18 protein-coding genes are annotated in these 22,149 nt (G+C 65.1%); 5 read left to right on the top strand and 13 right to left on the bottom strand.

Translation table 11 applies throughout. The features are described 5' to 3' along the window. Window positions 1-41: 41 nt before the first annotated feature. Entirely contained in the window at window positions 42-1,304 is a 1,263-nt protein-coding gene (locus tag AC0L2F_RS22925) for an NAD(P)/FAD-dependent oxidoreductase (protein WP_473249942.1), read from the top strand. A gap of 225 nt (window positions 1,305-1,529) precedes the next feature. Here the strand turns inward: AC0L2F_RS22925 and AC0L2F_RS22920 are convergent, their stop codons facing one another. Continuing rightward, complete coding sequence (locus AC0L2F_RS22920) at window positions 1,530-2,741, bottom strand: ABC transporter substrate-binding protein (protein WP_473249941.1); 1,212 nt, start codon at window positions 2,739-2,741, stop codon at window positions 1,530-1,532. A 44-nt stretch (window positions 2,742-2,785) separates the two neighbouring features. Further along, a complete protein-coding gene (locus AC0L2F_RS22915; protein WP_473249940.1) occupies window positions 2,786-4,006 on the bottom strand; it encodes a cytochrome P450 in 1,221 nt (406 codons plus the stop codon). An 83-nt stretch (window positions 4,007-4,089) separates the two neighbouring features. On the opposite strand from AC0L2F_RS22915, the gene AC0L2F_RS22910 reads away from it, so the two are divergent. Then, window positions 4,090-4,596, top strand: a complete 507-nt coding sequence (locus AC0L2F_RS22910) for a MarR family winged helix-turn-helix transcriptional regulator (RefSeq protein ID WP_473249939.1) — start codon at window positions 4,090-4,092, stop codon at window positions 4,594-4,596. 381 nt (window positions 4,597-4,977) lie between these two features. On the opposite strand, the gene AC0L2F_RS22905 is transcribed toward AC0L2F_RS22910, so the two are convergent. Beyond that, window positions 4,978-6,834, bottom strand: coding sequence for a feruloyl-CoA synthase (locus AC0L2F_RS22905; RefSeq protein WP_473249938.1), 1,857 nt, complete (start codon window positions 6,832-6,834; stop codon window positions 4,978-4,980). A gap of 152 nt (window positions 6,835-6,986) precedes the next feature. Here AC0L2F_RS22905 and AC0L2F_RS22900 point away from each other — a divergent pair, with 152 nt between their 5' ends. Together AC0L2F_RS22900 and atzF are read left to right on the top strand one after the other, a co-directional pair. After that, on the top strand, window positions 6,987-7,481 hold the full coding sequence (locus tag AC0L2F_RS22900; RefSeq protein ID WP_007615786.1) for a MarR family winged helix-turn-helix transcriptional regulator: 495 nt from the start codon (window positions 6,987-6,989) through the stop codon (window positions 7,479-7,481). A 205-nt stretch (window positions 7,482-7,686) separates the two neighbouring features. Next, a complete protein-coding gene (gene atzF / locus AC0L2F_RS22895; protein ID WP_473249966.1) occupies window positions 7,687-9,495 on the top strand; it encodes an allophanate hydrolase in 1,809 nt (602 codons plus the stop codon). Window positions 9,496-9,649: 154 nt separating this feature from the next. Here the strand turns inward: atzF and AC0L2F_RS22890 are convergent, their stop codons facing one another. The 10 genes from AC0L2F_RS22890 to ugpB form a co-directional block, all read right to left on the bottom strand. Beyond that, window positions 9,650-10,372: a GntR family transcriptional regulator gene (locus AC0L2F_RS22890; protein WP_007615791.1), complete on the bottom strand. Its 723-nt coding sequence runs from the start codon at window positions 10,370-10,372 to the stop codon at window positions 9,650-9,652. A gap of 4 nt (window positions 10,373-10,376) precedes the next feature. Next, window positions 10,377-10,769, bottom strand: coding sequence for an oxalurate catabolism protein HpxZ (gene hpxZ / locus AC0L2F_RS22885; RefSeq protein ID WP_007615793.1), 393 nt, complete (start codon window positions 10,767-10,769; stop codon window positions 10,377-10,379). Between the two features lies 1 nt (window position 10,770). Next, window positions 10,771-12,168, bottom strand: a complete 1,398-nt coding sequence (locus AC0L2F_RS22880; protein WP_473249937.1) for an AtzE family amidohydrolase — start codon at window positions 12,166-12,168, stop codon at window positions 10,771-10,773. Window positions 12,169-12,175: 7 nt separating this feature from the next. Then, window positions 12,176-12,355, bottom strand: a complete 180-nt coding sequence (locus AC0L2F_RS22875) for a DUF4089 domain-containing protein (protein ID WP_473249936.1) — start codon at window positions 12,353-12,355, stop codon at window positions 12,176-12,178. Window positions 12,356-12,374: 19 nt separating this feature from the next. After that, window positions 12,375-14,120: a dipeptide ABC transporter ATP-binding protein gene (locus tag AC0L2F_RS22870; RefSeq protein WP_473249934.1), complete on the bottom strand. Its 1,746-nt coding sequence runs from the start codon at window positions 14,118-14,120 to the stop codon at window positions 12,375-12,377. A 103-nt stretch (window positions 14,121-14,223) separates the two neighbouring features. Then, window positions 14,224-15,123, bottom strand: a complete 900-nt coding sequence (locus AC0L2F_RS22865; RefSeq protein WP_473249933.1) for an ABC transporter permease — start codon at window positions 15,121-15,123, stop codon at window positions 14,224-14,226. Between the two features lie 62 nt (window positions 15,124-15,185). Beyond that, window positions 15,186-16,199, bottom strand: coding sequence for an ABC transporter permease (locus tag AC0L2F_RS22860; protein ID WP_007615803.1), 1,014 nt, complete (start codon window positions 16,197-16,199; stop codon window positions 15,186-15,188). Between the two features lie 218 nt (window positions 16,200-16,417). Then, window positions 16,418-18,040, bottom strand: a complete 1,623-nt coding sequence (locus AC0L2F_RS22855; protein ID WP_473249932.1) for an ABC transporter substrate-binding protein — start codon at window positions 18,038-18,040, stop codon at window positions 16,418-16,420. 382 nt (window positions 18,041-18,422) lie between these two features. Beyond that, complete coding sequence (locus tag AC0L2F_RS22850) at window positions 18,423-19,382, bottom strand: aminoglycoside phosphotransferase family protein (protein ID WP_473249931.1); 960 nt, start codon at window positions 19,380-19,382, stop codon at window positions 18,423-18,425. Between the two features lie 222 nt (window positions 19,383-19,604). Further along, window positions 19,605-20,945 carry a sn-glycerol-3-phosphate ABC transporter substrate-binding protein UgpB gene (ugpB, locus tag AC0L2F_RS22845; RefSeq protein ID WP_007615810.1) on the bottom strand — a complete coding sequence of 447 codons (1,341 nt, stop codon included), beginning with the start codon at window positions 20,943-20,945 and terminating at the stop codon, window positions 19,605-19,607. Window positions 20,946-21,130: 185 nt separating this feature from the next. On the opposite strand from ugpB, the gene AC0L2F_RS22840 reads away from it, so the two are divergent. Further along, window positions 21,131-22,126, top strand: coding sequence for a TRAP transporter substrate-binding protein (locus AC0L2F_RS22840; protein WP_473249930.1), 996 nt, complete (start codon window positions 21,131-21,133; stop codon window positions 22,124-22,126). The last annotated feature ends 23 nt before the right edge of the window (window positions 22,127-22,149 follow it).

Here is a 22,149-nt window from a genome sequence, read left to right as displayed (position 1 = left end):
TTTAGATGAGGATAGTACCGCGAGATTTGGAGGGGCGCATCATGACCACGACACCGCATCGCGTCGTCATCGTCGGAGCCGGTTTCGGCGGGCTGGAGACGACCTACCGGCTCGCCGGCAGCCCGGTCGAGATCACGCTGATCGACCGCCGCAACCATCATCTGTTCCAGCCGCTGCTCTACCAGGTCGCGACCGCCTCGCTCGCCACCAGCGAGATCGCCTGGCCGGTCCGCCACCTGATGCGCGACCGGCGCGATGTGACGACGCTGTTTGCGACCGTCAGCGGCGTCGATGCCGACAGGCGCTGCGTGCTGATCGACGACGGCAGCGAGGTGCCTTACGACACGCTGGTGCTCGCCACCGGCGCACGGCACGCCTATTTCGGCCACGACGAATGGGAGCAGTTCGCGCCGGGCCTGAAGACGCTGGAGGACGCAACGACGCTGCGGCGTCACATCCTGGTGGCGTTCGAGCACGCCGAGCGCGAGACCGATCCGGCCAAGCGCGCGGCGCGGCTGACCTTCGTCATCGTCGGCGCCGGTCCAACGGGCGTGGAGCTCGCGGGGACAATCGCCGAGATGGCGCACCACACCTTGCCAGCCGACTTCCGCAACATCGACACCAACAAGGCGCGCGTGGTGCTGATCGAGGCGGGTCCTCGCGTGCTGGCAGGCTTTCCCGACGACCTCTCGGCCTACGCGCAGGCCTCGCTGGAGAAGATCGGCGTCGAGGTCGTGCTCGGACAGGCCGTCACCGAGATCAATCGCGAGGGCGTGGTGTTCGGCGGCAAGCTGCTCGAAGCCAAGACACGAATCTGGGCCGCCGGCGTGCGCGCCTCGCCCGCGGCAGAATGGCTGGGCGCACCGGCCGATCGCGCCGGGCGCGTGCAAGTGGAGGCCGATCTCACCATCCCCGGTCATCCCGAAATCTTTGCAATCGGCGACACCGTTCTGATTAACGCCTGGGACGGCAAGCCTGTGCCCGGTATCGCGCCGGCCGCCAAGCAGCAGGGCCGTCACGTCGCCGAGACCATCAAGGCGCGGCTGCGCCAGGAGCCGACCGGCCCGTTCCGTTACAAGCACTCCGGCAGCCTCGCCCAGATCGGCAAACGACTCGCGGTGATCGATTTCGGCCGCATCAAGCTGCGCGGCACCATCGCGTGGTGGATCTGGGGCATCGCCCACATCTACTTCCTGATCGGCTTGCGCCACCGCCTCAGCGTGGCGCTGAGCTGGCTCTGGATCTACGCCCGCGACCAGCGCGCAGCCCGGCTGATCACGCAGGGATCGAGCAAGGTGGTGTAGCTTTTTCTTCCTTCTCCCCTTGCGGGAGAAGGTGTCATAGGCGGCCTTCGGCCGCCGTTCTTGAAAACGCCGATGCTTCGCATCGGCTATGGCGCCGGATGAGGGGTCTGTCTCAGCGCGTGAGATTGTGCGCGAGGAGAGAGCCCCTCACCTGGCTTCGCTTTCGGGAGGCCACCCTCTCCCGCAAGGGGAGAGGGTGCAGCAGCGCCCGCGGAAACTCTAGTCCTACTTCACCAACTGGCACCCACCTTCCGCCAGCGGTCGAAACGCCTGCTCCGCCGAGATCGTCGAGACCAGCTTGTAATAGTCGTACGGATATTTCGACTCCTCCGGCTTCTTCACCTCGAACAGATACATCGGATGCACGACGCGGCCGTCCTGGCGGATCGCGGTGTCGCCGAACAACTTGTCCTTGCCCTTGAACTTCTTCATCTCGGGCACGGCGTCCTTGGCATTGTCGCTGCCGGTCGCGGCGACCGCGTTGAGATAGGCGAGTGTGGAGGCATAGACCCCGGCCTGGTTGCCGCTCGGCATCTTGCCGTTCATCCCGGGCCGCGCGGCGAACCGCTTGGCGAAGGCGCGGGTGTCGTCGTTCATGTCCCAGTAGAAGGCCTCCATGAGCTGAAGCCCTTGCGCGACCTTGATGCCCATGCCGTGGACGTCGTTGATGAAGAGCAGGAAGGCGACGAGCTTCTGTCCGCCCTGCTGGATCCCGAACTCGGCAGCCTGCTTCACCGCGTTGATGGTGTCGCCGCCGGCATTGGCGAGCCCTATCACCTGCGCCTTCGAGCCCTGCGCCTGCAACAGGAAGGACGCGAAGTCGGACGTGCCGAGCGGATGCTTGCTCGAGCCCAACACCTTGCCGCCATGCGCCTCGATGTATTTCTGGGCTTCCGCCTCGATGCCCTTGCCGAGCGCGTAGTCGACCGTGAGGAAATACCAGTCCTTGCCGCCGCGCGACATCATCGCGGCTGCCGTGGTGTTGCCGGTCGCCCAAGCGTCGTTGACCCATTGGATGGTGTTGGGCGAGCAGGCCTTGCCGGTGAGATCGGAGCTCGCGGTGGACGACGCCAGGAACGTCATGCGGCTGTCGCGCAGCAGCGTGTTGATGGAGAGGCCAACGGCCGAGTTCGGCACGTCGACGATGGCGTCGACGCCTTCGACATCGAGCCATTTGCGCGCGATGGCATTGCCGACGTCGGCCTTGTTCTGGTGATCGGCATAGACGATCTCGACCTTGATGCCTTTGCCGCCGCCGTTGAAATCCTCGGCGGCCATGCGCGCGGCCTCGACCGAGCCCATGCCGTTGGTATCCTGGAAGATGCCGGAGATGTCGTTGAGAACGCCGACACGCACGACGTTGTCCGAGATCTCGGCATTTGCCACGCCGCCAATCAAGCTCGCGGCCAGCGCAAGCGTCCACTTCAAGTTCTTCATTCTTCCCTCCCCTGTCGTATTTGTTGCTTTCGATGCCGCCAGCGTCAGGCCGGCGTGATGCTCACAGGCAGGCTGTCGAGCCCGCGCAGCGTGTTGTTGAAGCGGCGCTGTGGCTTGCCCGTGATCTCGATCTTCGCGATCCGGCGGGCCAGCGCCGCGAGCATTGTCTCGCCTTCGAGCCGCGCGACCAGCTGGCCGACGCACATGTGAATACCTGAGCCATAACCAACATGGCCGGACGTGCGGCGGGTGATGTCGTAGCTGTCCGGCCTGTCCCAGCGCCGCGGATCGCGATTGGCAGCCGCCAGAAACATCAACACCTTCTCGCCCTCACCGATGGTCGCGCCTGACAGTTCGACCTCGCGCGTTGTCGTGCGGAAGAAGGTCTGCACCGGGCTTTCAAAACGAACGGCCTCCTCGAAAGCGTTGCGCGCCAGCGTGAAATCGTCGCGCAGGCGCTGCCACTGCTCCGGGAAGCGCGCGAGACAGTAGACCGCTGCACCGATGCCGTTGACGGTGGTGTCGAGGCCCGCCGACAGCAGCGAACGCACCAGCAGCGGCGCTTCGGTGGCGGTGATGGCACCCTCGTCGACATGGGCGTGGATGCAGGCGCCGATGCCGCCGGGCGTGAGGTTGTCCCGCTGGCACTGATCGGTGACGTAAGCCTGGTGCGGCGCCGAACGCGCGATCGCTTCCTGGCGCAGCTCGTTCGGCGGGCCGAAGGCATTGAACACGACACTGGCATAGGGGATCAGATGTTCGCGGCCCTCCGGCTTCAGCCCGAGCGCATCCGGGAAGATCGACAGCGGATAGGCCTCGGCGAGATCCGTGATGGCATCGAAGCTGCGCTTCTCCAGCAGCGCGTCCACACGCTCTTCCGCTGCGGCAGCAAAGCGGTCGCGGAGCCCCTTCATCACCGTCGGCGACAGCACCTTCGAGAGCACGGAGCGGGTGCGGGTGTGCGCGGGCGGATCGGCTTCGAGGATCAGGCTCGGCGGCCGCCACGGCGTCTCCTTCTTGAAGTCGGAGAGGCCGACGCCGCGGCTGGAGCAGAACGTCCCGGGGTCGTTCAGCACGGCATGAACCTCGGCATAGCGCGCCACGCCATAGACGTTCCACTTGTCGAGATAGACGACAGGTCCCGCCTCCCGCAGCAGCTCATGCGTGGGATAGGGATCGGCGAAAAAATTCATGTCGAAGGGATCGACGTCGAGATGCGGGACGGCCGACGAACCGCTGATTTCCGGGGAGCTGGAAGCGCTCATTGAAGTCCTCCCTCATTTTGATCTTGTGAAAGGGCGGCGCTTACTCTTAGGTCTCCAGACACGCCGCGAGACAGAATCCCGATATGCCGCCGTCTTCGACCAGAGCCCGCCAAAAACCTGCGTCCACCGAGACGGGACCGACCCTCGATCTCGATCGCTACGTCCCCGCGTTCATCACCTTCATCGCCAACAAGCTCTCGAACAGCGCCACCGCGTTCTATCAGCGGCAGTTCGGCGTCAACGTCACGGAATGGCGGATCATGTCGCTGCTGGCGATCGAGCCCGGCATTCCCGCCTCGCGCATCTGCCACGTCATCGGTTTCGACAAGGGCCCGGTGAGCCGGACGCTGGCCGGCCTGGAAAAGCGGGCGCTGATCTCGATCCGCACCGATCCCAACGACGGGCGCACCCATTCGATCTCGCTGACGTCGAAGGGCCGCGCCATCCATGACAAGGTGATCGTCGCGGCATTCGAGCGCGAACGGCGCCTGTTGTCTTGTCTGGACAAGGACGAGCGCGAGATGCTGATCGACCTGTTGCGCCGTCTGCACGAGAATCTCGGCGCAGTGACCGGCAGCACCGAGACCTGACGGGCCACGCAGCGGGCGCCGACCTCTGTCATTTCCAGGCATGCGCCGGCATTCGCCCGCGGCGCCCTCTCTGCCGAGCATTGCTTCCTCCGATCCGACGCGGCGGTTCCTTCCGCCGTCATCCTTGTCTGGAACGGTTCGCATAAATTAGTTGCCGAGGCAACAAAAGAATCATGCAGCATAATGCGGCAGGTTGGCTGGCGTATTTAGGCTTGCCCAACTCTCGTGTCCCGGACGCGCTGCAGCGTGAAACGCTGCTGCGCAGAGCCGGGATCCATGCGACCGCGCGTATTAAGCGAGATGGGCCCCGGCTCTGCAGCGCATCACTGCGTGCTGCGCTGCGTCCGGGGCACGAGAGCAGCTAGCGCGGGCGTGGACGGGCTAACTGCCGCAACCGATCCACTCACCCGAGACATCGTCATCCAACCGCGCCAGGGCATCGGCGCGCCGCGTCAGCACCGCGCGCTGGTTGATGTAGCCCTTGTCGGTGATCTCGCCGCCGTCCACCGACGGCGGCTCGGCAAGCAGCAGGGCGCGCGTGGCATGGCCGGAGGAGTTGGGGCCCTGTTGCTTCAGTGTCGCCAGCCCCTGCACGATCGCGGCTCTGATATCGTCATGCGCGAGCACGGCATTCACGTCGACCGTCTCGGGCAGGCCGGCATGCGCGCGGCACGCGGCGATGTTCGGAAACACCAGAAAGCGCACCTCGTCGCCGCCATGGCCGGTGACGACGATGTCCTGCGCGAGCGGCGCCAGCGCGGCGATGCCGGCGAGGCGCAGCGTGCCGACACTGACCCAGGTGCCGGAATTGAGCTTGAAATCCTCCGCGACGCGGCCGTCGAAGAACAGGCCGCGCTCGGGCCGCTTCGCATCGGCGAATTTCACGGCGTCACCGATGAGATAAAAGCCCTCGTCGTCAAAAGCCTGCCTGGTCAGCTCCGGCGCCTTCCAGTAGCCCGGCGTGACGTTGGGGCCGCGCACGCGCACCTCCAGCTTGTCGCCGGAGGTGACGAGCTTCAGTTCGGTGCCCGGTATGGGCACGCCGATATTGCCCGAGCGCTCCGCGAGGAAATGGCAGTCGGTGGCCAGCGGCGACGTCTCGGTCGAGCCCCACGCCGAGACCATCGGCATCGCGCGGCCAACGGTCTTGACGGAAAGCTCTTCGAGCGCGTCCCACAGATTCTGCGGCAGCGCTGCACCGGCGTAGAACACGAATTTCACCTCGCTGAAGAAGCGGCGGCGCAGTTCCTCGTCGCCGCGCAACGCCGCAATCAACATGTCGAAGCCGCGCGGCACGTTGAAATAGACCGTCGGCATCACACTTCTGAGATTGGCGAGTGACATCGCAAACAGACCGGGCGCCGGCTTGCCGCCGTCGATATAGAGCGAGCCGCCATTGCGAAGCACGAGATTGAAATTGTGGTTGGCGCCGAACGTGTGGCTCCAGGGCAGCCAGTCGAGAATGACGAGATCGCGGCCAGTCTGCTCGAGAAACGTCCAGGTCTGCGCCTTGGCCTGCTGGCTCGAGGTCAGCATGCGCTGGGTATTGATCACGGCTTTCGGCGTGCCTGTCGAGCCCGAAGTGAACAGGAGCTTTGCGATCGTCGCGGGCGTCACCGCGGCGAAGGCCTTTGCGACGTCGGGGCTCTCCGGCGTTGCCGCGATGGTGCGAAAGGCCAGCGCATCGGCATCGTCTGCATTGCCGCTGATGATCCGCGCGTTATGCAGCGACTTGATCGCGGCCAGCGCCGCCGCAAACGGCCTCGTCGCGGAGACATAGATCGCGGCGGGCTTGAGCAGCGCGATCATGCTCTTGAGCTTGTCGAAATCCTTTGACATCAGCGAATAGGCCGGCGAGATCGCTGCCGAGGGCACGCCGACATGCTGGGCCGCAAGTGCCAGCAGCGCATGATCGATGCTGTTGTCGGAGAGGATCGCGAGGGGGCGCTTCGGACTGAGACCTTGCGCCAGAATCCAGGACGCTGCCGCGCGCACCTGGCGCAGCGCCTGCGCATAGGTGACGGTGGTCCATGGCGCTTCGGCACTGCCGCGCTCCGCGAGGAAAATCGCATCGGGCCTCTGCCGCGCCCATTGCTCCAGCCAGTCGCCGACGCAACGCGCGCCATCGCGCAAGGGCTCGGGCGAGCGCAGCACGATGCTGCCGTCGGCGCGATGCTCGGCAACGGTTCTGGGTGTCGCGAACAGGCTCGAAGCATCACCGCGAGGGGCGGCTGTCATGGTTTCCTCCTCGCCCGGAAGCCGGGATCGGCCGCGGCCTCGTCGCGGACCGCGTTGGCCATAATGTTGGGCATGCCAATTGTTGTCGTCAACAACAATCTTCCGCTGGCGCGGCGAAGACGCTACAACAATGATCCCGCAGGAGACGCGACGTGACAGCCACTGCAGCCCGGACTTCTCGACGCAAACGCGCCGGCAACGGCGCCGCGCGGCGGATCGACGCGGACGAGATCGGCCTCGACGCCCTGGTCGGGCACGCCGGCTATGCGGTGCGGCGCTTCCAGATCTGGATTTTCCAGGACTTCGTCAAAACGCTCGGCGATGTCGAGATCCGGCCGACGCAATATTCGGTGCTGACGGTGATCGGCGCCAATCCCGGCCTGTCGCAGATGGCGGTGGCCAAGCGCCTCGGCATCGAGCGCGCGCGGCTGGTGCATCTGCTCGACAGCCTCGAGCAGCGCGATCTGGTCGAACGCGTCAAGTCGAAGGCGGACCGGCGCTCCCACGCCCTTCACCTCACGCAGCTGGGCAAGACGGCGCTGGCAAAATTCAAGCGCCTCGCCGCGGAGCACGAGCGGCATGTCGAGGAGAGGATCGGCAAGCAGAACCGGGAGCGGCTGCTGCGAATCCTGGCTGACTTCACCTGATCCAAGCTGCCTAATACTTGTGCAAATGCCCCCGACGGGGCGCGGACGTGTCGGCCCGGTTGATCCTCGAATTATCCCACAAGCCACTGATCTCTCGATAATATCCGGAGCACTTCTCCTGCCCGGATTCTGTACACAATGGCACATCGCTTGCTTCGATCCGGGTGAAGAGACGTAGCCGGAGTTTGTCGCCATGAGGGCTGAAATGGGGGCTGAGCAGCCTGAAACGATCGCCGCGATCGTGGCCGCGCATCGCGCGGGCACGCTCACACCGGCGCAGACGGTCGCGCGCACCTATCAGCGCATCCGCGACCACAACGATCCCGCCGTCTTCATCAGCCTGCGCGACGAAAGGGACGCGATCACGGAAGCCGAGAAGCTCGCCACGCGTGCCGATGCAGCCAGCCTGCCGCTCTACGGCGTGCCGGTCGTGGTGAAGGACAATATCGACGCGCTGGGATTTCCGACCACCGCGGCGTGCCCGGCCTTCTCATACCTCCCGACACATGATTCGACCGCGGTTGGGCGGCTGCGCGCCGCCGGCGCCATCATCATCGGCAAGACCAATCTCGACCAGTTCGCGACCGGCCTTGTCGGCGTGCGCTCGCCCTACGGCATCCCCAGAAACGCGATCCGCGATGACCTCATTCCCGGCGGCTCGAGCTCGGGATCGGCGACCGCCGTCGGCGCCGGGCTGGTGCCGCTGTCGCTCGGCACCGACACCGCCGGCAGCGGCCGCGTGCCGGCGATGCTCAACAACATCGTTGGTCTCAAGCCGAGCCTCGGCATGATCTCGACCGCTGGCCTGGTGCCGGCCTGCCGGACGCTCGACTGCATCTCGGTATTCGCTTTGACGGTCGACGACGCCGCGCTCGCACTGTCGGTGATGGCAGGTCCCGATCAGGCCGATCCGTTCTCGCGCGACCGGCCGCTTGGCGCGATCACCCCGCTCCCGGCAAACCTGCGCCTCGGCGTGCCGCGCGGCGGACAGCTGATCTTCTTCGGCGACAAGAAGGCGGAAGCGGCTTACGCCGATGCCTTGAAGCGCTGGACCGCGCTTGGCGCAACGCTCGTCGAATTCGACCTCGAGCCGTTCTACGAGACGGCGCGGCTGCTCTATGAAGGACCCTGGGTCGCCGAGCGCTATCTCGTGATCCGCGACCTGCTGGCGTCCGCGCCGGATGCGATCCATCCCGTGACGCGCGAGATCACCGTAGCGGGTGCGCGGCTGACGGCGGCGGATACCTTCTCCGCGCTCTATCGCTTGCAGGGCCTGCGCAAGATCGCCGAACGCACCTTCACAAATATCGACGCGCTGGTGCTGCCGACGGCGCCGACGGCCTATACGGCCGCGCAGGTGCTGGCCAATCCGATCGAGCTCAACAGCCGGCTCGGCACCTATACCAACTTCGTCAATCTGCTCGACCTCTGCGGTCTCGCGGTGCCGGTGGCGATGCGCGCCGACGGCATTCCGTTCGGCATCACGCTCCTTGCGCCCACCGGCCACGACGCGCTGCTCGCGAGCATCGGCCGCGTGTTCCACGCCGATACCAAACTAACGCTTGGCGCAAAGGGCGTGGCGCAACCCGCGCTGGCGCCGCTTGCCGCAAGCGGCATCGACGACATTCCCATCGCCGTGGTCGGCGCGCATCTGTCCGGCATGGCGCTGAACGGCGAGCTGAAAGCGCTGAACGGCCAGCTGATCGAGGCGACCAGGACCGCGGCGGACTACAAGCTCTACGCATTGAAGACCACGCCGCCGAAGCCGGGCATGCTGCGCGTCGAAGCCGGCAAGGGCGCGTCGATCGAGCTGGAGATCTGGTCGCTGTCGTCGTCCGCCTTCGGCAAGTTCGTCAACGCGATTCCTGCGCCGATGGCGATCGGCACGGTGCGGCTCGCCGATGGCCGCAGCGTGAAGGGATTTCTGGTCGAGCCCGAAGTGCTGAGCGACGCGCGAGATATCACCGCCTATGGCGGCTGGCGGAAGTATATGGCGGAGGCCGCAACGGCGTAGGCATTCTCGTGTCCCGGGCGCAGCGCATCACGCAGTGGTGCGCTGCTGAACCGGGACCCATGCGGCAGCTTGCAAGACGGATAGATGGGTCCCGGCTCTGCGGAGCAGCGCCGAAGAGGCGCTGCGCCGCGTCCGGGACACGGCCAGTCAAGCCTTAAACAGACACCGCGTAGATCTCGTACTCCCCGCGCACCAGCTCGATATGCGCACGCATCGCGGCGGCGGCGCCCTGCTTGTCGCCGCGCATGATGGCGACGACGACGCGGTCGTGCTCGGCTTGCGACTTGGCGAGGCGGCCGAGGTTGCGGAACTGGGCGCGGCGAAACGGCTGCACGCGCACGCGCGTCGCCAGCGTGATCTCGGCGATGTAACCGTTCTGCGATCCCGCATAGATCGCATTGTGGAAGCGCTCATTGACTTCGTGGAAGCGGTCGGGATTGCCGGCATAGCTCAGCACCCGCAGCTCTTCGTGGATGGCTTCCAGGCCGTGGCGCTCGGCAGCCGACATGCGTTCAGCGGCAAGACCCGCGCACAGTGCTTCCAGTTCCGCCATCGCCTCGAACATGCCCGTCAGCCGTTCGAACGAAGGCTGCGCTACGACCGCGCCGCGATGGGCGCGCGCTTCGACGAGGCCGCTTGCCACGAGTTGGCGCAACGCTTCCCGCACCGGCGTGCGCGAAACGCTGAAGCGGCGCGCGATGTCGGTCTCGTCAAGCGGCGCGCCGGGCGGCAGAGCTCCGCGCACGATCTCGTCGGCGAGTTGCAGGCGCAATTCCTCGGCGCGCGTGACCTTGTGCACTGATGGCGACGCCCGGTCGACACGCGGCACCGCCGGTTCGGCCGGCAGCGTTCCGGGCGGAAGATCGTCAAGCGTCATACGGTCAGGTCTCTTTCGACTCGTCGATGATGCTGACATGGGCGGCGACGACGCGCCAGCCCTCCGGGAATTTTACCCAGGTCTGCATCTGCCGGCCGACCTTGCCCGGCATCGTGTCGCGATAGAACAGGGTGGAGGCGACAGCGGTGTCGCGGCCATAGCTCGTGATCACGGTTTTCGCAGTGCGGCGGTTGAGGCCGACCGGCGAGCGCCCGGCGCGAAAGCCGGAGATCGCTTCATAGCCGTAGAGGTTCTCGCCGATGCCATAGCGCAGCGTGCGGGGATCGTTGCGAAAGAGCTCGCCGAGCACCGCGACGTCGTTGGTGATCAGGGCCTGCTCATAGCGCTCGAACGCGGCTTTGACGTCCGCGATCACGTCGGGGAGATCGATCTCCATCTCAAAATCCTTTTGGGCAGGGCGCGGCGGCAACGCCCATCTTCTCCAACGCGTACGCGACGCGCAGCGCGATGTCCTCGCGCCATGGCGCGGCGATGATCTGCACGCCGATCGGCAGCGGCTCGAGCGGCACCGGCACGGCGACCACAGGCAAGCCGATGAAGGAGATCGGCTGGGTGTGGATGCCGATATTGGCGCGCACCGGCAGCTCGACGCCGCCAAGATTGAAATCGACCTGGCCGAGTTTTGGCGCCGTGCATGGCGTCGCGGGCGCGATCAGCACGTCGACGGATTTGAAAATCTCCGCGAGTTGCGCGCGATACCAGCGGCGGAATTTCTGCGCGCGGTCGACCAGTGGCGCCGGCACCATGGCGCCCGCGATCAGCCGGTCGCGCACGGCGGCATCGAAATCGTTCGGCCGCTTGCGCAGCCGATCGAGATGCAGCGAGGCGCCCTCGGTGGTGGTGATGACATATGCCGCCGCACGGGCGCGCGCGGCTTCGGGCACATCCACCACGCGCGTTGCGCCCAGCGCCTTGGCGACACGGCTGACGGCTTCGACGGCTTCCGGAAACAGATTCTGCTGGAAGTAGCCGCCGGCGATCGCGATGCGCAGGTCCGAAACCGGATTGGCAAGCAGCGGCAACGTCGGCTCCAGACCACGTGTGGTGGTGCAGGCGGCATCGTCCGCATCCGGTCCCTGCATCGCGTCATAGGCCAGCGCGAGATCGGTGGCGGAGCGCGCGAACGGGCCGAGATGATCGAGGCTCGCGACGAACGGGAAAGAGCGCGCGCGCGAGAGCCGGCCATAGGTGGGCTTCAGGCCGAAGATGCCGCAGAACGAAGACGGCACGCGGATCGAACCGTTGGTGTCGGAGCCGAGCGCGATCGGCACCAGCGCGCCGCCGACGGCGCTGCCCGAACCGCCGGAGGAGCCGCCGCTCATCCGCGTCGTGTCATGCGGATTGCGCGAGGGACCGTCATGGACGTTCTCGCCGGTGAAGTCGTAGGCGTATTCGCCCATGTTGAGCGCACCGACCAGCACGGCGCCGGCCGCTTCCATGCGCTCGATCAGCGTGGCATCGCGCGTGGCGGGCACGCGGTCGCGGTTGATCTTCGAGCCTGCGCGCGTGGCGAGGCCTGCGACGTCGAACAAATTCTTGACCGCGAAGGGCACGCCGGCCAATGGACCGACGGCCTTGCCGGCAGCGATATCGGCATCGATCGCGCGCGCTTTGGCACGGGCGCGATCGGCGGTGATGTCGGTGAAGGCGTTGAGGATGGTGTCGTGCTGCTTGATGCGCGCAAGCGCTGCTTCGGTCGCGTCGAGCGCGGACATCTTGCGGCCCGCAACCGCGCTCGCGATATCGGAGGCCGTCATCTCTGGCTTGGTCGTCATGGCGGCGTCAGACCGTGAACACGGGCGCGGGCTCGGCGTCGTCCGGCAGCGCGAATTCGTCGACGAGGCGGCCAAGCCGCAGCGAAACCTCGAGATTGGAGCGAATGGACGACCTCCATGCTTCCTCGACGGGCAACGCCAACGCTTTCGTGACAGCGTCGATATAATCGTCCAGCGGTTCGGCCATCACGCTCCCAAACAAGCTCTCAGTGTGCGCCCAGGGTCTGCAGCGGCGGATGCGGGATCGCCGTCAGCAGCTCCTTGGTGTAGTCGTCCTGCGGATCGCTCAAGACCCGCTCGGAAGAGCCTTCCTCGACGATTCGACCCGACCGCATGACAATGACACGATCGCACAACAAGCGCACTACGTTCAAATCATGCGAGACGAACAGATAACTCATACCTAGCCGCGCCTTGAGGTCCTGGAGCAGATTGAGGACCACCGCCTGGACCGAAACGTCGAGCGCGGCGGTCGGCTCGTCCAGGATGACGAGTTTCGGGTGCAGGGCGATGGCGCGGGCGATGCCGACGCGGGCCTTCTGGCCCCCCGACAATTGGTGCGGGAAGCGATCCAGCAGATCGTGCGGCAGGCCCACCATGGTGGCGAGCTCCTCGCAGCGGGCGCGGAGCGCGTCGCGCCCCCTGATGTCGCCGAGCTGCATGATGGGATCGGCGATGGCGCGCACGGCGGTGAAGCGCGGGTTGAGGCTGTCGGTCGGATCCTGGAACACCATCTGGATGCGGCTGCGCTGCGGCAGCCGGGCAAAGCCGGCGGGCGCGATGGCGCCGATGTCCTCGCCGTCGAACTGGATCAGGCCCGAGGTCTGGTCCAGGAGCCGCATCACCATCATCGAGGTGGTCGATTTGCCGCAGCCGGACTCGCCGACCAGGCCGACGCTCTCGCCGTGACCGACCGAGAAGCTGATGCCGTCGACCGCGCGGAACACATCCGGCTCCACCGGCGGCTTGCGGCCGAACAATTTGCCGAGCGTGGCCGTGGCGCCCTGACGGGGATATTCCTTGACCAGCTTGTCGATCAGGAGAAGGGGCTGCCCGTCCTTCTTGGCCTCGTCTTGCGAAGCCTGATGGATGGCCGGGTCAGGCCCGGCCACGACAGCTGCGCCCTCCTCCTCCGGCAACAGATCCCGCAGGCTCACGCCGAGCCTGGGCGTCGCGCGCATCAGCTTCTTCGTGTAGGGGTGCTGCGGATTGGCGAAGATGTCGGCGGCTTTCGCGGTCTCGACCACCCGGCCCTTTTCCATCACCACGACGCGGTCGCAATAGGCGGCGGCCAAGCCGAGGTCGTGCGTGATCAGGATGGTGGACATCGCCTTGCGCTTGGTCAGCTCGACGATCAGATCCATCACAGCCTTCTGCGTGGTGACGTCCAATCCGGTCGTCGGCTCGTCCGCGATCAGCAGCTGGGGATTGCAGGCGAGCGCGAGCGCGATGACGACGCGCTGGCACATGCCGCCGGACAATTCGAACGGATAGGCGTGATAGCGCTCGCGCGGGCGGGCGATCTTGACCTGTTCCAGCGCCTCGATCGCCTTCTCGCCGCGGTCCGAAACCATGGCCTGCTGCACATGGGTGCGCAGCACATCCTCGATCTGGTCGCCGACCTTCCGGATCGGGTTGAGCGCGGCGCGCGGATTCTGGAAGATCATCGAGACTTCGCGACCGCGCAGATCGCGCATCTGGTCTTCGGTCGCGGCCTTGACGTCGATGCCGGAGAACATCACCGAGCCCTCGGCGATCCGCCCCGCACGGTCGAGGATGCGCATCACGGCATAGGAGGTCACCGACTTGCCGGAGCCGGACTCGCCGACAATGGCGAGCGTCTCGCCCTTGGCGACGGAAATGTTGACGTGCTGCACCGCTTTCACGATGCCGCGGCGGGTGGTGAATTCGACGGTGAGGTCCTGGACGTCGAGCAGAGGCTGGGCGGTCATGGATGCCTCCCAAACAAAAACATCGAAAACAACCCCATGCACAGTAGAACGGGATTGATTTTATTGGAGAATTTTGAGCGGAAATTCGCGCATAAACCAGCCATCACGTCCTCCGCTGGGGGTCGACGATGTCGCGCAGGCCGTCGCCGAGGAGGTTGAAGCAGAACACGGCGATCATCAAAGCGAGGCCCGGGAATAGCGCGATCCACCATTCGCCTGACACCATGAAGCCGGCACCTTCGGCGACCATGATGCCCCATTCCGCCGTCGGCGGACGGACACCGAGGCCGATGAACGAGAGACCGGCGGCATTGAGGATGGCGTAACCCATGGTCAGCGACATCTGCACGATCATGATCGGCATGATGTTCGGCAGGATATGCACGAGGAGAATGCGGAATTCGCCGTTGCCGGACAGACGCGCGGCCTGCACGAAGCCGGCGTTGCGGCGGACATTGGCTTCGGCGCGCGCGACGCGGGCATAGAGCGGGAAGTTCACGATGGCGGTGGCCAGGATGATGTTCTGCACGGTGTTGCCCAGCGCTGCGACGATGCCCATCGCCAGCACGAACAACGGGAACGCCATGATGGTGTCGGCGATGCGGCCGACGATGCGGTCGGTCCAGCCGCCGAAATAGCCGGCTGCGATGCCGGCGAGCCCGCCCATCAGGAACACCAGCGCGACGGAGGCGACCGCGATGAACGTATCGAGCCGCGTCGCCACCACGACGCGACTGAAGATGTCTCGGCCCAATTGGTCGGTGCCGAACCAATGCGCGGCCGATGGCGGCTTCAGCGACGCCGCGGTGTCGGACGCAAGCGGGTCATACGGCACTACATAGGGGCCGAAGATCGCGGCAAGGAGGATCACGACCAGCAGCGCGAAGGCAAAACCGGTGACCTTGTTCTCGCCGAGCACGTAGCGGGTCTGGTCGAGCAGCGCGACGAACCCTGACGTCCGCGCGGGACCGACGGGTTCAACAGCAGGCGCAACGGTGCTCATGACTCTATCCTTTTGAGCATGATCTGATCGGAAAACCGGTACCCACTTTTCCGGATCATGCTCTACCCTTCCAGCCGCACGCGTGGATCGATCACGCCGTAGAGAATGTCGATCACGAGATTGAGCAGCACGTACATCACCGCCATGGTCAGCACGAAACCCTGCACCGGCGCGAAGTCCGACGAGATCAGCGCTTCGACCGCATAGGAGCCGATGCCGGGCCAGGCGAACACTTTCTCGACCAGCACGTTGGCGCCCAGCAAGAAGGAGAACACCATGCTCAGCGTGGTGATCACCGGGAGCATCGCATTGCGGAAGGCGTAAGTGACGATGACGGTCGCCGGCGACAGGCCGCTGGCGCGCGCGGTGCGCACGAATTCGGACGACAGCACCGCCAGCATCGAGGCCCGCGTCATGCGCGCGATCGGCGCCAGCGAGAAGATCGCAAGCGTCGTCGCCGGCAGGATGAGCTGGCTGCAGGCCGAACGGAACGCCTCGAAGTCGCGCGCGATCAGTGTGTCGATCAGATAGAAGCCTGTGACCGTCGGCGGCGCGCTGTAGAACACATCGAGCCGGCCGAGCGGCGCGGGCGACCAGCCAAGTTGAAAATAGAAGACATAGACCAGCACGAGACCGGTGAAGAACACCGGCAGCGACACGCCGGCCGTCGTCGTGACGCGACAGAGATGATCGACCCACGATCCCGGCCGGGTCGCCGCCAGTACGCCGAGCGGAATCGCGATCACGATCGAGACGATGAGGCCGAGCAGCGTCAGCTCGGCGGAGGCCGGCAGGCGGTTGCGGATCTCGGCCGCGACCGGCTGGCCGGTTGTGAGCGAGTTGCCGAAATCGCCATGGGCGAGATCGTTGGTGTAGCGGAAGAACTGCTCGATCAGCGGCTTGTCGAGGCCGAGCTTTTTCCGGATCTGCTCGACGGCTTCTTTCGTCGCGGCGGGTCCCGCGAAATACGCGGCGGGATCACCCGGCAATGCGCGGGTCAGCAGGAAGGTGACGATGACGACCCCGATCAGCGAGGGAATCGCGAACATCAGGCGCTTGCCGATCATGGTCAGCATGGGGTGCTCCTCCTTCTGCCTTGCAATTGGGAGCAAACTTGAACGGCTTGCGCCGCTGCGTTCCCTCCCCCCTTGTGGGGGAGGGGCAGGGAGGGGGGAGGCTCCGGGAGAGATCTGAGCTTGTGGCTACCCCTCTCCCCAACCCTCCCCCACAAGGGGGGAGGGAGCCTGAAGAGCGTGCCCACCTCACTCTGAAGGACAGCGCCCGCCATCCCCCCTCACCCCTTCGCCATCGCGCGATAATCCAGCCTCCGGTGGAACCAGTATTGGTAGCCGCTGATGTTCTTCTGCATCGCGACGTTGACGAAGGGCTGGTACAGCGGGATGCGGGGGATGTCGCTGTAGGCGAGGTCGACGAAGCCCTTCACGTCGGTGTCGTAGGTCGCGGTGTCGCCGGTCGCGGCGGCTGCGCGTGCGCCGTCGATCAACTTGTCCATCGCCGCCGACTTGTAGCTCATGGTGTTGAAGACGGAATTATTGCCGTGATAGCACCAGTAGAAGAAGTATTCGGGGTAATCGAGCCAGCCCGAGAACACGTTGGTGAAGAGCGGCATCTCCTTCTTGTTCAATTCGGTGCGCCAGTTGGCGCCGGGCACCTTGTTGATGGTGGTCTTGATGCCGATCTGGGCCAGACTCTCCTGCACCAGCACGCAGAGCGGCTCGTTGACGCCGGCGAAATTCAGGTCAAACGAGATCGTGGTGTCGAAGCCGTTGGCATAGCCGGCCTCGGCCATCAGCGCCTTCGCCTTCTCCATGTCGGTGTTGTATTTGTGCGGCTGCGGCCAGGCGACTTCGGTCGGCTTGTCCTTGGCGGCGCCGAACATCGGATTGGCCAGCCCGAACATCACCGCGTCCATGATCTTCTGATAGGGAATCGCATAAGCGACCGCCTGACGGACCTTGGGATTGTCGAACGGCGGCTTGGTCACGTTCATGCCGATATACTGGATGCCGTTGGAGAACGGCAGCGACACCACGTTGAGCTTGCCGCTCGCCTTCATCTCCTGGAAATCCTTGAACGGCAGCTCATAGGAAATGTCGGCGTCGCCGCGCTCCAGCAGCGCGCGGCGATTGCCGGCCTGCGGCACCATGCGCCAGATCACGCGCTTGATCTTCGGCAGCGGGCCGCCGACCCAATCGTCGTTGCGCTCCATCACGACTTCGGTACCGGCGGTCCACTTCGTCACCTTGTAGGCGCCGGAGCCGGCGGTCTGCTGCTTCGTGTACTCAAGACCCCACGGATCTTTTTCGCTGGCGTTCTTCTTCACCAGCTCGGAATTGACGATGCAGGGCACGATCACCGCGAGATCGGGAATCGTCAGCTTGTCCTTCTTCAGGAAGTCGATACGCACCGTGTAGTCGTCGATCACGACGAACTGCTCAGGCTTGGTCAGCGAGCCTGCGCTCATCTGAAAGGTGGGGAAGCCGCCGACGCTGACGGCGCGGTCGAGCGACCACTTCACGTCCTTGACGGTCACAGGCGCGCCGTTGTGGAATTTGGCGTTCTTCTTCAGCTTGAAGGTGACCGACATGTCGTCGATCTTGAAGCTCTCGGCGAGTTCGCCCTTGAACTTGTCGCGGTCGTAATAGGGCACGCCGCCGGGACCGGCCTTCATCTCGTGGCTGATCAGGCGGTCGTAGCAATTCCAGGACACCTCGTAGCCGGGCACATTGGTGCCGACGCCGTGGATATCGAGATTGTTGGGGCCGCCTTCCGAGACGATCAGCAACGTCTCCGAGCGCGCATCGGCCTTGGCCGACGAGATCACGGGCGGCATGGCCGGAAGCGCCGCGCCAGCGGCCAATCCGGAAACGGACTTGAGGAAATCGCGGCGCTTCATGAAATGGCTCCAACACAAGTTTTATGGTTGGAACTGGATTCGCAAGGTTCGTGCCAAGGCTTAAAGAGAGCTTAAAGCGCCATAAGCCTCTGAAATATTTAAAGGAAGCAGCTATTGATCGGGCCGTCGATCCGAGGCCAAGCTTTGGGCATTGCATACAAAGATGCGCATTTGCTCATAAAATAAGCTGAATTAAGTCTCGCTTGTTTGGCAGGCGGCTTATTGAACCGCCGTCGTCCTGGCGAAAGCCAGGACCCATTCCCCCAGGGCGAACTGCGGCGCGAAGCTGGCGACCACGAGTCTTCGCAAAACCCCTCGCTGGGATAATGGGTCCTGGATCTGCGCTTCGCTTGTCCAGGACGACAGCGGGGATCACCGGCACTCATCCCGCCCAGATCAGCTCCTGAAGCTGGACCAGATCGTCGGCCTTGTCCTGCCAGCCGTCGATGCAGATGTGGCTGTTGAGATCGCTGGCGCGGTGCAGCAGCATCAGCGTCATCAGCCGGCGCTTGAGTGAATAGTCGGGCTTCGCATAGCCAAAACCTTCGAGCAGGCTGCGCACGCGACCGGGCCGGCCCGCTGCCATGAAGGCGCTGGGGCCGAGCAGATCGTAGTCGCACCACCCTGCCAGCACGTCGCCGAAGTCGAACAGGCCGGCGAGCGACCATTGATCGTCACGGCAGGTGAGCAGGAAGTTCTCCGGAATGTACTCGCCGATCAGGATCACCGGCGGCGCATCCATCGGTATGAGCGCGGCCGCATCAACCAGGAGGTCGTCGAGGCCTCTGAGGAATTTCGGCGCCAGGCCAAGGCGCGTATGCCGCACCTTGCAGCCCTGCATCTGGGCGCGCATGAAGTCGTCCCAGCGCGGCTGGATCTGTGCGAGCGGGCCGAGCGGGGCGCGCTGCACGGACGCAATGGTCTCGCCGATCTGGCGCAGCACGCGCTCCTTCTGCGCTTCCGCCAATTGCGGCCAGACCTCCGAACCGAGCGCGCCGGCAAGGCGTGTGACGACGAGATAAGGCCAGCCATCGCGCTCGCCTTCGGCGACGATCTCGGGAATCGGCAGATGAAGGCGGCCGGCAAGCTGGGTCAGCGAGCCGCGCTCGGAGACGAATTGCGCGCGAAGCAGCGGCGGGAAGATTTTCAGGATCAGGTGATCGCCGAGCCCCACCACGAGATTGGTGCCGGTGGCAAACACGTGCGGCGCGCTGACATCGAGGCCGTGGCTGCGCGCGATGTCGAGCGCGATCGGCAGCCATCGCGACGCGTCGCAGCGAAAGGCGCGAAAGGCAGCAGCGTCGGTGAAGGTTGGCAAGATTTGCGATGGAACGCTGGTCATGCACGCCCGACCAGGCAAGCGGATTTTGGCTGATTCGATGCAAGCCAAGCAGACGGTGCACCTCTCCCGCTTGCGGGGGAGGTCGGCGCGAAGCGCCGGGTGGGGGTTCTCTCCTCTAGGGGATTATCCCTTTGCGGAGACACCCTCTCCCCAACCCTCTCCCGCAAGCGGGAGAGGGAGCGCACTTCCTTCGCGGTTAAAGAGAGGTCCAATCTGAGAGCTCTACCTATCCGGGCTGGCGCGCTCGAACTGGCGCAGGATCTTGTTGCCGCGCTCGACCGCGGCATCGAGCGCGGCTTGCGCGCTCTTGCGGCCGGCAAAGGCCTGCTCCAGCTCGTCCTCGATGGCGCCGCGGATCAGCACGAAGGAGCCGAGCCGGATGCCCTTCGAATTCTCCGTCGGCGGGTGCAGCGTGATCTCCTCGAACGAGATCGCCGAGCCGGAATTGCGCTCGTAAAAACCTTGCGCGCGCGTCAGCTCGAAGGCGGCGCGGGTCACAGGCAGATAGCCGGTGTTCTGGTGCCAGGCGGCCTGCACGCCGGGCTGCGACAGATAGGCGAAGAACCGCGCCACGCCCTTGTATTCCTCGCGCGGACGGTCGCGCAGCACCCATAGCGTGGCGCCGCCGATGATCGAGTTCTGCGGCGCGCCCTTCACGTCGGGCCAATACGGCATCATGCCGTAGCCGATCTCGAACTTCGAATTCGCCTTGATGTCGGCGCGCGTCGCGGAGGAGCCGATGAAGATGCCGCATTCGCCGTTCTGGAAGCGCGGCTCGGCCGACTGGCCGCGGCCGCTATAGTCGAACACCTTGGTCTTCTGCCACTCGCTGAGCTGGGAGACATGACGCACGAGAGACGGATTGTTGATGGTCAACTCCGCATCGAGCGCGGCGAAGCCGTTGGTCCGCGTCGCCAGCGGCAGGTTGTGGAACGCCGAAAAGTTCTCGACATGGATCCAGGACGGCCAGGACGTGGTGAAGCCGCACACCGCGCCGCGATCTCGCAGGCGTTTTGCAGCAGCGCCAAGCTCCGGCCAGGTCTTCGGCGGCGCCTCCGGATCGAGCCCTGCGTCGCGGAACATGGTCTTGTTGTAATAGAGGATCGGCGTCGACGAATTGAACGGGAATGACAAGAGATTGCCGGCCGCATCGGTGTAGTAGCCGGAGACCGCGGGAAGGTAGTCATTGAGCGAGAACGGCTCGTTCATGTCCCGCATCAGGCTGAACACGGGATAGATCGCGCCCTTGGCCGCGGTCATGGTGGCGGTGGCGACCTCGTTGACCTGGACGATCGCGGGCTGGCTGCGCGAGCGGAAGGCGAAGATCGCGGCCGTCACCGTCTCGGTGTAACTGCCCTTGTAAGTCGGCACGACGCGATAATCCGACTGCGAGGCGTTGAAGTCGGAGGCAAGCTTCTCGAGCTGGCGGCCGAGCTCGCCGGACATGGCGTGCCACCACGCGATGTCGGTCGCGGCACGCACCGGCGCGGCCAATGAGAGGGCCGCAAAGGTGGCAACCACCTGCAAAAGGCGTGATGCTGAAGTCACGATGGCTCTTTCCATGCCGCACGACGAAAGCGGCTGTCCCTGCTTAAGGCGCGGCATTCGCGGTTTCAACCGGGAATGAGCCCCGGCCGCGCCGCACAATCACGCGGCAGTGCCGGGCAGGATGGCCTTCCCACGACCATCTGCTAGATTGCATTGAACCTTTTCCTCCCGCCATAGACTCCACCACTGAGGGGTTGAGTGTGCCAGTGTTGAACCGTGCCGAACGCTCGCGGACCGGGGTGGTTTTCGTCGCGCTTCTGATCGCCATCTGCGCGACGGGAGCCGCTGCGCGAGAATTCCGCGCCGCCGACACCCAGACCGAGGATTATCCGACCGTGCAGGCGCTGCGCTACATGGGCGCCCTGATCGCCGAGCGCAGCGGCGGCCGGCACGAGGTCAAGGTGTTCCACTCCCGCCAGCTCGGCGAGGAGAAGGAGACCATCGAGCAGACCCGGGTCGGCGCGATCGACCTCAACCGGACCAATGTGGCGCTGATCGGCAACTTCGTCCCGGCGATGAACGTGCTGGCGATGCCGTTCCTGTTCCGGTCCATCGAGCACATGCAGAAGGTGCTGGACGGACCGGTCGGCAGCGAGATTCTCGGCAGCTTCGAGCCCTACGGCTTCGTCGGCCTCGCCTTCTACGATTCCGGCGCGCGGTCGATCTACAACGGCGCCCGCCCGGTCAGGAACGTCGCCGACCTCAAGGGATTGCGGATCCGGGTGCAGCAGTCGGAGTTGATGAGCCAGATGATCCGCGCGCTCGGCGCGGAGCCGGTCGAGATGCCCTATGGGCAGGTGCTTGCCGGGCTTGCCAACCATTTGATCGACGGCGCCGAGAACAACTGGCCCTCCTACGTGACGACGGATCATTACAAGCATGCCGGCTATCTCGCGCTCACCGAGCACACGATGAGCCCCGAAGTGCTGGTGATCTCGCTGAAGGCCTGGAAAAGCCTCTCGGCCGACGACCAGACCATCTTCAGGGAAGCCGCGCAGCGCTCCAGCCGCTTCATGCGCGAGAAATGGCGCGATCTAGAGGAGCAGTCGCAGCGCAAGGCGGAAGCAGCGGGCGTCACCGTCGTCAGGGATATCGACCGCAAGCCGTTCGAGGACGCGATGGTCGCGATCTACGCCAAGACCGGGCAAGATCCGGCCGCGGCCGCGCTGATCGAACGCATTCGCAAGGTGGAGTGAGGCCACTTGCCCGGGCTTGGACA

The sequence above is a fragment of the Bradyrhizobium sp. Ken64 genome (assembly GCF_055807555.1).
The sequence above is the reverse complement of the archived record's forward strand: the minus strand, read 5'-3'. Positions and strand labels throughout refer to the sequence as shown.